General features: G+C 45.6%; 10 protein-coding genes. 5 read left to right on the forward strand and 5 right to left on the reverse strand.

Annotation, left to right across the window (positions count from 1 at the left end; translation table 11 throughout):
- Positions 1 to 34 precede the first annotated feature (34 nt).
- The 5 genes from QUA00_RS30400 to QUA00_RS30420 form a co-directional block, all read right to left on the reverse strand.
- On the reverse strand, positions 35 to 571 hold the full coding sequence (locus tag QUA00_RS30400; protein WP_333412168.1) for an nSTAND1 domain-containing NTPase: 537 nt from the start codon (positions 569 to 571) through the stop codon (positions 35 to 37).
- Positions 572 to 595: 24 nt separating this feature from the next.
- Positions 596 to 994, reverse strand: coding sequence for a hypothetical protein (locus QUA00_RS30405; RefSeq protein WP_333412169.1), 399 nt, complete (start codon positions 992 to 994; stop codon positions 596 to 598).
- A 236-nt stretch (positions 995 to 1230) separates the two neighbouring features.
- Entirely contained in the window at positions 1231 to 1608 is a 378-nt protein-coding gene (locus QUA00_RS30410; protein WP_333412170.1) for a hypothetical protein, read from the reverse strand.
- A 187-nt stretch (positions 1609 to 1795) separates the two neighbouring features.
- Positions 1796 to 2005: a ribbon-helix-helix domain-containing protein gene (locus tag QUA00_RS30415; protein ID WP_333412171.1), complete on the reverse strand. Its 210-nt coding sequence runs from the start codon at positions 2003 to 2005 to the stop codon at positions 1796 to 1798.
- Between the two features lie 378 nt (positions 2006 to 2383).
- Complete coding sequence (locus QUA00_RS30420; RefSeq protein ID WP_333327570.1) at positions 2384 to 2515, reverse strand: hypothetical protein; 132 nt, start codon at positions 2513 to 2515, stop codon at positions 2384 to 2386.
- A 235-nt stretch (positions 2516 to 2750) separates the two neighbouring features.
- Here QUA00_RS30420 and QUA00_RS30425 point away from each other — a divergent pair, with 235 nt between their 5' ends.
- The 5 genes from QUA00_RS30425 (at position 2751) to QUA00_RS30445 (ending at position 8398) form a co-directional block, all read left to right on the forward strand.
- Complete coding sequence (locus QUA00_RS30425; protein WP_333412172.1) at positions 2751 to 4145, forward strand: DUF4912 domain-containing protein; 1395 nt, start codon at positions 2751 to 2753, stop codon at positions 4143 to 4145.
- 164 nt (positions 4146 to 4309) lie between these two features.
- Positions 4310 to 4519: a hypothetical protein gene (locus QUA00_RS30430; protein WP_333412173.1), complete on the forward strand. Its 210-nt coding sequence runs from the start codon at positions 4310 to 4312 to the stop codon at positions 4517 to 4519.
- Between the two features lie 234 nt (positions 4520 to 4753).
- Positions 4754 to 6070: an ABC transporter substrate-binding protein gene (locus QUA00_RS30435; RefSeq protein ID WP_333412174.1), complete on the forward strand. Its 1317-nt coding sequence runs from the start codon at positions 4754 to 4756 to the stop codon at positions 6068 to 6070.
- A gap of 325 nt (positions 6071 to 6395) precedes the next feature.
- The gene (locus QUA00_RS30440; protein WP_333142981.1) at positions 6396 to 7295 is read left to right on the forward strand and encodes a sugar ABC transporter permease; all 900 of its coding nucleotides are present in this window, start codon (positions 6396 to 6398) and stop codon (positions 7293 to 7295) included.
- A gap of 239 nt (positions 7296 to 7534) precedes the next feature.
- A complete protein-coding gene (locus QUA00_RS30445) occupies positions 7535 to 8398 on the forward strand; it encodes a carbohydrate ABC transporter permease (protein WP_333412175.1) in 864 nt (287 codons plus the stop codon).
- Positions 8399 to 8421 lie beyond the last annotated feature (23 nt).

An 8421-nucleotide genomic window follows, 5' to 3' on the forward strand; every position in this document is an offset into this window, starting at 1 on the left:
GCTGCAATGAATGATGAATACATGATGCTTCTTCTCAAATCCTTTTGTCAAGGCTGATTGAGATGCTCTTACCCTGTCTAAGAAGTTTAGCTAAGTTATTAGCTTGACTCATCTCATTAGTAGAATCTTGTTCTGACATATACAAGGGAACAAGTGCTTCAGCAAGTGAGTATAAAGGGTCTTTATTAGAACCAAGACGGAAATATGTAAAAAGCCAATTTTTTTGTTTTGCTAATTCTGGTATGAGTCCCGCAAACACTAAAGAAGATTTTCCACTACCGGATGCACCTAATATCGGAATAAAATTGCGATTTTTAGTCGCCTCTACTAATTCTTGTATTTTAGTATCACGTCCATAGAATAATTCTGCATGATTGGATTCAAAGTAATCTAAACCCTGATACGGACAGGAAAGGTCGTCGTCTTGAGAAGTATCGGCAGGCGTGACTGGTGCAATCCTAACATCTTCATGGTAATAGTAGTTGTAGATATTGATAACTGCACTGCCAGTTGCTGAAGTAGCAGCAAATTGCGCTTTTCGGATATTTTGCTCGATATTGCTTTCAGTCACGCCTGCCTATCCCATCAAGTAAGATTATTTCTTCCGGTCTTCTGCTGGTGCGTTGTCATTGATGTGACTTATACTCGCATTTCCAGCCCCAGCAATGGCAGCAAATTTAACCTTACTAACAGTCTGATTAATAGCGGACATACCCCCTGATTGCTCTTTGAGTTGATTGAGCAAATCTTGAGCTAATTTCACCAGTTCTGCATCATCATTAGCTTTAGCGATTTCAACTTCAGCTTGCACTGTAGCTTTTCTGTCATCTCTGTCCGGTGTCTTTTCCAATTTGTTAACCGCCTCAACCAAGTCGCTATCTTGACCATGTTTCTTGGTTAAAGCCTTTTTAAGGCTTGTGTAAGCGGCTGTGAGCGCATCGGTTGCTAAATTTCCTGCAACTCCTAAAAAAATTGCTGAGGTGATCGGGTCCATAGTTTCTCCTTGATTATCTATGTTAGAGAAGTCTGATTACTTTTTACCTTCACTCCTGCGACAGCCTCACCCGGATGTTTTCCAGTTTATCATCTTCCCAAAGACATATCTATTTTCAGGACTTACCCACTCAGACCAAAGAAACCGGGTTTTTATGCGTTTCTGCGTCTTGTGACGAAGTTTTCTCGCAAAAACCCGGTTTCTGGCCACCCGTGCGTAAATCCCAAGCGGAGCGGTTATGCTGGAACGATCGCCTCTTGAAGATGGATAATATTTCCCTCGGAATTTAAGATATAAAACCATTCCCTCGGAATGATAGTTTGATTCAGTATTCTGAGATGATGGTTGAACTCTTCAATAGAGAATGTTTCTACATAAGTAACAGTTTTTGTATCGCAGGGTTTGAGGCGATCGTTTTCTCCAATGTAGCGACCCTCACCAACATAGCCTAAACTTGACAAAAGTTCTTCTACTTCTGGTTCGATGATGGGCATACTTAAGTCGTCATCTGGGTAATCGACAAAAACAGCAATTTTACCTGTTGCCGGAAATTCTAGTTCTGGAGAAGTCCAACCCTGTTTATAGTCCCAAACAATTGTACCTTTAGTCTTCATCTTCGCCTCCTGGGAAAATACACTGCCAAATGTTCTTCTGAAAGTGTTGAACGGCGACTAACTTCCGTCCTTTTGCTTCTTCTAAGCAACGTTTGCTTTTTTTCGGGTTACTGCTACAACGGATTCGGTTTGAGGACTCCCCATACGCTGGATTTCATCTTCAGGATCTTCGAGATAGCTAAGTGGGTTAGTTGTCATTGTCCGAACCTTCCTGCTGCTGTTGACGGGAGCAAAGTGCTTGATCGATCAGCTTGGCGACTATCCAAGAAACAGATCGCTCTTCTGAGGCTGCCCACGCCTCTAAAGCGACTTTCTTTTCTTTGGGGATGTATACCGCTATCAACTCCCGCTTGCGTTTTCCACCCACGAGTTCTTTTTCTTTTAATTCTATAGACATTGTATCTTCTATCTTGGATTTTACTTTGCTACTATATGCTATAGTAGCATATAGTATGAGCGCGCCAACAAAAATTTAATCCCTTGGTGACAGGAAGTGATGGAGAGAAAAGCATCGGGAGAATAGTTGGCTGGAAGTGCGATCGAATTCCTAAAGATATAGATATTGCATACGGATCGCCCCCACCCTCCAAACCCATCAAAAGCCCCCTATCCCCATTTGTCATCAAATCCTGACATTCGCTTCAACACTGATCCCCCAAACCTCTAATATGTCAAGATTCCCTGACAAAGTGATCCCCAAAATCACGAAAATGCGTATAACTACCCAGGATTGAGGCAAAAGACCCCTTGACCCGATCGCAACTTGTCTGCAACATTAAGTCATGACAAAGCGATCCCAAAGAAATGCTTGGATTAAGCAGCCCTGGGAGTCGAATAGCGCGTGTGCTGCCAGCACAGCGTTGCTAGCAGCACCGATCGCACTCACAAAATCGATCTTGTCAATCAAGAATCGACAGATAAAGCTTTATTTAGATCGAACGGTGCGCGCAGAAGCCAAAAAGTCAAAACCCCCGATCGCATGGGGAAAAAGACAAGCTAAAAACAAGCAAGGCTTCAAAGGTTGGAGATTTGGAAGCTCGATAATATGTGGATTTAAAAGAGTTTCTAACTCAAAAAGTCAACACATTTGTGTTGAAAGGAAAAATCTAACCCGCCATCCTAAATTAGTGGAGAACCAACTCATGGCCAAAGAACGCCCACCATTAGAAGAGATGACTTTGCGACAACTCCGCAGAGTTGCTAGCGAATGTGGAGTCTCTCGCTACAGCCGGATGCGGAAATCGCAACTTCTGGCATCAATTCAAGAAATTCAACGCACCAAATTTTCCTACAGCCCATCTCGCAAATTAGAGGCACAAGAAGCAGTGGAAGCAGCAAAGTTTGAACTCGGTCAAGAAGATAGAACAGGCGGTTCTTTGTCGTCTGTAGATGAAGGTTTAGCAGATTTGCCCAACGGCTACGGCGAAAGTCGGGTTGTTTTAATGCCCCGCGACCCAGAATGGGCCTACACTTACTGGGATATTCCTAACGATCGCAAAGAAGAATTGCGTCGCCAAGGAGGACAGCAACTGGCCCTGCGGATCTACGACGTTACAGATGTTAACCTCGACATTCAAAGCCCGCACAGCATTCAAGAATATCCCTGCGACGAATTGGCGCGGGAATGGTACGTGCCAATCCCCGTGAGCGATCGGGACTACGCGATCGACATCGGCTACCGCTGTGCAGATGGCCGCTGGCTGGTATTAGCTCGATCGGCCGAAGTCCGGGTTCCTCCCGTCTATCCCAGCGACTGGATTGAAGATCAATTCATCACCCTCGACTGGGAAGAAGAATTGCAGGGCAAAACCTTCGCGGAACTGGTTCCTCCGGCCAAGAAACTCGCAAAAGCAGTCAATGGCGGTGGTTACAGCACCAGCAACGCCATCTACGAACAAATCTTCGGCATGGCAGAATCTGCAGAAGCCCTGCGCGTAGCGGGTTCTGTCTTCGGTTCCATGCAGCACGTCGCCGGTTCTGTCCAGCAAGTCGGCATCCACGAACAAGCTCTCAGTTCCTACGTGTTCCCCTCCGGCGTCGGAATGTGGGCGGCTCCCACCATGTCCGGCCTCACCGCGTCGGGTGTCGGTATGTCCGGCCTCACCGCGTCGGGTGTCGGTATGTCCGGCCTCACCGCGTCGGGTGTCGGTATGTCCGGCCTCACCATGTCGGGTGTCGGTATGTCCGGTCTCACCATGTCCGGTTTCGGTATGTCGGGTGTCGGTATGTCGGGAGTTGGCTTCGCCGCCCCGATGCGCCCCCGCCAGTTCTGGTTAGTTGCTGATGCCGAACTGATCGTCTACGGCGCCACCGAACCCGACGCTACCGTCTACGTAGGCGGACAGCCGATTAAACTCAATCCTGACGGCACTTTCCGCTTCCAGATGTCTTTCCAAGACGGCTTAATCGACTATCCGATTTTTGCAGTAGCAGCAGACGGCGAACAAAACCGCGCCATCCACTTGAAATTCAACCGCGAAACCCCAGAACGGCGCACCAATACCAAGCAGGATGCTGTTGTGGAATGGTTGGGCTAATTGCAAAGGTCGATCGATCAACGGGCGATAATGCAGGTTTGTGCCAATTTTTTAACCATCACAAGGCATAGCCTCAGCCGACCCTGATTTGTTAAGGTTAATCCCAGACAACAACCCATAACACCCCCTATACACCGTTCTCCTGTTTTGAGGAGCGGTGTTTTTTGTATTTAGAAGGAAGAAGTTCGGCAACGGATTGTGTAACGGATGTAACGGATGTAAAGGATAGAAGGAAGAAGGAAGAAGGAAGAAGGAAGAAGGAAGAAGGAAGAATTATTTATTTAAATGTTCTCAATAGACTTGAATTGGATAAATCTTTGATAGAAGGATCAACCGCAGATTACAGGCAGATAAACACAGATAAACGCAGATAATCTCAAGATAGTTGATGATTTTTGTAATAGGTTTAATATCTATCTGTAGATAGATGTTGATTTAACTCGCCATCTAATTAGTTTAATCAAAATTTGCACTCTTCACTCAAGCATTATTAAGTAAGCTAAAGTTTACTTAAATTTTTATTGCACAAACTCGCTAAATCCAGCGAAACAAAAGAAAGCGAGTTATGAGAGAAAGAAGGCGATCGCACCGCCATTTCTCAAAAACAAATGCAAAAAATAAATTCCCCGCAGCAACGAAGCCAGAAGCGTCCCCGTCTTTTAGCCTTATTCGCTGTCACATTAGCGACAGTCTTACTTTTATTTATTCTGCCGGCACTGACTCAACAGCCAGTCGTGATTACCATGTTAATGCAAGGTCAAGACCTTGTTAACTGGAAACCCTTTGTCAAAGAATTTGAACAGAAAAACCCCGACATTCGCATCAACCTCATAGAAGGGCCTTTTGACAGCAACCTCATAGAAAATCTTTACACATCTGCCTTTCTTTTAGGCGAATCGCCCTACGACATCATCAACATGGATATTGTCTGGGTTCCCAAATTTGCAGCCGCAGGTTGGGTAAGCGATTTGACAGACAGAATTCCCCCCGAACAACTATCAAAATTCATCCAAGGTAACGTCGAAGGCGGGCGCTATCGGGGCAAACTTTACCGAATTCCCCACGCTTCCGATGCCGGAATGCTTTATTACCGCAAAGACATTTTAGAACAAGCGGGGATTCCAGCCCCGAAAACTTTTGAAGAGATGGTAAAAATCTCTCAAAACTTGCAAAAACAGGGAAAAGCAACTTGGGGTTATCTGTGGCAAGGTAAACAATACGAGGGAGTATCTGCGATGTTTGTCGAAGTGCTCTCCGGTTTTGGTGGCTTCTGGGCAAACCCTCAAACTTTTGAAGTTGGGTTAGATAAACCGGAGGCAATTAAAGCAGTGGAATTTCTCAAAAATACGATCGCCTCTGGCATTTCTCCTCCGGGTGTCACCACCTACGGCGAAGAAGAAACCCGGCTGTTGTTTCAAAATGGCAAAGCGCTGTTTTTGCGAAACTGGCCCTATGTTTGGAAGCTGGCAAATGCCGAAGGATCGAATGTTAGAGGTAAAATTGCGATCGAGCCAATGCTCAGCAGTATCGGCCAAACAGGCGGTTCCTGCTTGGGCGGCTGGGGCTGGGGAATTGCCAAAACCTCAAAACATCCAGAACAAGCGTGGAAAGCAATTCAGTACCTTACCAGCGAGGAAACCCAACGCAAATTTATTTTACAAACCGGTTTAGTTCCCAGTTACAAATCGCTGTTTACCAACAAAGAAATAGTCGCCAAATATCCCCACTACCCGCAACTGCTAAAAGTAGTGGAACGATCAGCTTTGCGCCCGCCCCTGGCACAATACGCTCAAGCTTCTGATATTTTGCAGCGCTATTTGAGTTCAGCTTTTACCGGGAGAATGAGTGCAGAACAAGCAATGAAAGCAGCCGCTAGCGAAACTCGTAATTTATTAGGCAGTTTGAAACAACCCCAAGCTTCGTAAATTTGACATCTTGCCTCTGTTAGAAACAGGCAAGATGCCTGTTCCACAAAGAGTTAGAAACAGGCAAGATGCCTGTTCCACAAAGAGTTAGAAACAGGCAAGATGCCTGTTCCACAAAGAGTTAGAAACAGGCAAGATGCCTGTTCCACAAAGAGTTAGGAACAGGCAAGATGCCTGTTCCACAAAGAGTTAGAAACAGGCAAGATGCCTGTTCCACAAAGAGTTAGGAACAGGTAAGATGCCTGTTCCACAAAAAAATAATTCAATTGTGAGGAGTAGGGGGTGGGCTTCTAGCCCGCCCCAAAATAAATTAAAGGTGAGAAATATGCAATTAGACAAGATGCGACAGCGCGAACAAAAAACCGGGTGGATATTAGTAGCACCAGCTTTGATAATTCTGATGCTAGTATTTGCTTACCCAATATTGCGCGCTTTTTGGCTGAGTTTATTCACCCAAAACCTCGGTACAGAATTAAAACTGGTTTTTTCCGGTTTTGCTAACTACAGTCGAATGTTAGGTGACGGGCGTTTCTGGCAAACTTTAGGCAACACCACAGTATTTACTGTCGCCTCGGTTGTGCTGGAATTAATTCTCGGTATGGGCATTGCCTTAGTCTTAAATCAATCTTTCGCAGGGCGCGGCATTGTTCGCACAATCTCCTTGCTACCTTGGGCGCTGCCGACTGCATTGATGGGAGTAGCTTGGGCGTGGATTTTTAACGATCAATACGGCGTAATTAACGATGTTTTGATGCGATTAGGATTGATTCAAAATAGCATTAGCTGGCTGGGAGATCCGACTTTGGCAATGATGGCAGTGATTACAGCGGATGTGTGGAAAACTACGCCCTTTGTCAGCTTGCTTTTGCTAGCGGGATTGCAATCGATTCCCGGTGATTTATACGAAGCACACGCGATTGACGGCGCTAGTAGCTGGCAGAGTTTCCGTCAAGTTACTGTGCCCCTGTTGATGCCCCAAATTGTGATTGCTATGCTGTTTCGATTTGCCCAAGCTTTCGGCATTTTTGACTTGATTCAGGTGATGACGGGAGGGGGGCCGGCGGGGGCAACTGAGACGGTTTCTATCTACATTTACAGCACGGTAATGAGGTATTTAGACTTTGGGTATGGGGCTGCTTTGGTGGTGTGTACTTTTTTGCTGTTAGTGGCAGCAGTTGCGATCGCCGCTTACCTGTTATCGAGAGCCCGCGCCAGTCAATTTTAGATTTGGGATTTTAGATTTTAGATTGGTACTGGTTAAGTTAGTTTGCGATCGCACACAGAGCCCAGAAACCGGGTTTCTTCGTAAATTTCTCGTGACTGTTCACAAAACTCATAGAAACCCGGTTTCTCGCCGCACAATCCTATTTCTTGAAACTCTTGTGGGGTGTCCAGGAAAGCCCGCCCAGAAAGTTAAATCTAAATGCAGAACAACTTAGCACGTTCCTTTAATTGGTATAAATTATGTCGATCGCCCGCGAACAACCCACCAAAAAAACCTTTGACATCCGGAAATTAATCTTGCCAATCTCAGCGATATTAGTCGTCGCATATTTCCTCGCACCTATTATCTGGCAGGTGCTAACTTCTTTCAAAGTAAATGCAGATATTTCTGCAATTCCCAACGTCTACATTCCCAAACGAATTACTTTCGAGCATTACCTGTCGCTGTTCCAGCGTCGCCCGTTTGCACTTTACATATTAAATAGCGCTTTTGTTTCCATTACTTCAACATTGCTGTGTTTAGCAGTAGGCGCTCCCGCAGCTTACGCTTTAGCCCGGTTGCGGCTGTGGAGCGAGAGAATCATCCTGGCAAGTGTGACGATTGTAACCCTATTTCCGGCGGTGCTGCTATTTTTGGGACTGCTGGAAATTGTCAAAGCTTTGGATTTAGGCAATAATTATTTAGCATTAATTATTCCTTACACTGCGATCAATCTGCCGCTGACAATTTTGGTGATGCGGAGTTTCTTTCAACAGTTGCCAAAAGATTTGGAAGATGCTGCTAAAGTTGACGGATACAACACTTTTCAAATGCTGTGGCAAATCGTGCTACCGATGACATTTCCCGCGTTAGTCACAACCGGAATTCTGACGTTTATTTCTGCTTGGAACGAGTTTATTTTTGCACTGACATTTATGACTCGCGAATCTCTAAAAACAATCCCCGTCGCCACGGCTCAACTCAGCGGCGCGTCAGTCTTTGAGATTCCTTACGGGCCGATCGCCGCAGCTACCGTTTTGGGAACTTTGCCCTTGGTTTTGCTGGTTTTGGTGTTCCAGCGGCGCATTGTTCAGGGTTTAACAGCCGGGGCGGTAAAAGGATAGTTTAGAACTCGTTCCTAGGCTCT

Source organism: Microcoleus sp. T2B6, assembly GCF_036700475.1.
GTDB lineage: Bacteria > Cyanobacteriota > Cyanobacteriia > Cyanobacteriales > Microcoleaceae > Microcoleus.